Origin of the sequence: Bacillus cereus group sp. BfR-BA-01355, assembly GCF_022663675.1 — a bacterium.
GTDB lineage: Bacteria > Bacillota > Bacilli > Bacillales > Bacillaceae_G > Bacillus_A > Bacillus_A thuringiensis_S.
In genome coordinates, this window is sequence record NZ_JAKUFY010000242.1 from 1 (window position 1) to 1,973 (window position 1,973).

Sequence of the window (1,973 nt, forward strand, 5' to 3'; positions counted from 1 at the left end):
AAACAAAAGAAGAAGCAGCAAGCTGCTCAAGAGATAAAAAAGTTGCAGAAGAAAATCCAATAGCATTTTATGAGCAAAACTTTGGAGTTCTTAAACCATTTGTAGCTGAAGGGATTAATGCGTGGATTGAAGATTTGAATGCACAGCTTGTTATCAAAGCAATGAAAATAGCTTTAGAAAAGAATGCACCTAATATGTCTTATGTACAAGGTATTTTAAGAGATTGGCATGCTAAGGGGTATAAGAGTATTACTGATGTTGAAGCTGCACAAACTCAATTCCGTAAGAAATACCATTCTCGTGGTGGAAGGAATAATGCTCGAAATGAAATTGTTCCTGATTGGTTACATACTCAAGATACGGAAACAAATTCTCAGTCAGTAGAGCTTAGTGAAACCGAATTAGAAGCTGAACGTAAACGTTTAGAACAAGTGTTATCTAAATATAAAAAAGAGGCTTAGGAGGATTGTAATGCCAAAGCAGTTAACAATATTTGATGTTGAGCCTGTAGTAGCATTCGATACGGAGAAAGCAAACATTCATCGATTAAATTCTAAAGTTCGTTTTACGGATGTAGTTGTTCAAGTGCCAAAACAAGTAAGAGCCACTGATGAATTAAAACCAACAACAGCGCCAGATGATCAGTATGAATTATTTGAGGAATATACAATTGGAATTTGGAGATTTAAGCGAGCGGAAGATAAGCAGTTCGATTGGGAAGAAGCGGAGGAGCTTTGCAAGTCTGCGAGAGATAATAAAGAACCGATTTCAATACGACTTTATTTATCATTAGAACAATCATTTATTCCCGATAATGTTGTGGAATATCTATAACAAAATAAAAAAGTCGAGATTGCTCCCGACTTGCTTCGACAAAATAATCATAACATACGGGAGTGGTCTTAGTGGGAATTATTAAAGAAAACCTTGTAGAAATGACAGCTGAAATAGATTTGAAAATAAACGGAATATATGTTGTTAAAAATGGTCAGGTCCAACTAATAGAACCACCCCAAGGTGGATTTGGTGAACAATCATTTGTATATCAAAGTGGAAAAGTAATTCGTATGGAAGAACGAAAAACACAGTTACTTTAATGAAATTTGAATTTTGTACAAAAGCGAGGGTAGAAAATGAATGGATATGTAATCTATCTATCGAGTAATAAATCGAAAGGTGAGATACGTGAATCTTATGGTTATTGGAGAGGTGATATTTACCGAGTACAAGGAGAAACATTTCCGATAACTGATATAGGGGTTACATTTGATACAAAAGTATATAAATCTAAGAAAAGAGCAGAGAATTCAGCAGAAATAATCTTTGATAAGTGTAGTTACGTTGTATCTTGGTTTGTTGAAGAAGTTTAAACAAAAGCGTTATTTGATATGTAAAGTATACATAATTCTTTCAGGAAGCTCAGCAATTAATTAACATGTTTTTTGTTAGTATTATCAAATGTATCTGGAGAAATTTAATAAATTCCCTTCAGAAGATCTAAAGGGAATTTTCGTTCGGAAAATCAGTATTATTGGTATTTAATTAGGAGTAATTTCTTCGGCAGTGAAGACAACATTGGTTATGCGTTCGTTATTCGTACCTGGAGGAGTAGTTACACGTATTAAACTTGCACTTAGTACATAAGTAAAAGTTCCTACTCCAGGGTTATCAAAAGCTGTAAAAGTAGTAGTTGTAAAGTCAAAATCTGTATTAGCAGCGCCGGAAACAGCTATAGGTGGTGCAACACGATCAATTCGATATGATACTAAAGTCCCATCGAGTGGGTTGCTACTTACGCTTGAAAACGTAGTCCCCGAATTTATTGTTACTATAAACCTGACGGTATTACCAGGGACATCTATGGTAATTGTTAATTGTGAAAGCGGAACAAGCAAATCTAGAGTTGATAATGTGGGAAGAGGTGTAACATTAGTCCCCACTGTAACCCGATTAAATCCAGTCGGTCCAGTGTC

Annotated in this window: 5 protein-coding genes; 4 read left to right on the top strand and 1 reads right to left on the bottom strand. The window is 35.0% G+C overall.

Features of this window, described 5'->3' with window-relative positions; all coding sequences use genetic code 11:
- From MR167_RS31265 to MR167_RS31280, 4 genes are all read left to right on the top strand, one after another.
- Positions 1-461: DnaD domain-containing protein (locus MR167_RS31265; protein ID WP_242316217.1), on the top strand; the 461-nt coding region annotated here is incomplete at its 5' end.
- A 10-nt stretch (positions 462-471) separates the two neighbouring features.
- Positions 472-834, top strand: coding sequence for a cell division protein SepF (locus MR167_RS31270; protein ID WP_242316218.1), 363 nt, complete (start codon positions 472-474; stop codon positions 832-834).
- Positions 835-905: 71 nt separating this feature from the next.
- The gene (locus tag MR167_RS31275; protein WP_000511367.1) at positions 906-1,097 is read left to right on the top strand and encodes a DUF3954 domain-containing protein; all 192 of its coding nucleotides are present in this window, start codon (positions 906-908) and stop codon (positions 1,095-1,097) included.
- Between the two features lie 36 nt (positions 1,098-1,133).
- Positions 1,134-1,370 (top strand): hypothetical protein, encoded by a 237-nt coding sequence (locus MR167_RS31280; protein ID WP_242316219.1) that lies wholly within the window; start codon positions 1,134-1,136, stop codon positions 1,368-1,370.
- Positions 1,371-1,538: 168 nt separating this feature from the next.
- Here the strand turns inward: MR167_RS31280 and MR167_RS31285 are convergent.
- A partial coding sequence (locus MR167_RS31285; protein WP_242316220.1) for a hypothetical protein occupies positions 1,539-1,973 on the bottom strand: 435 nt, incomplete at its 5' end.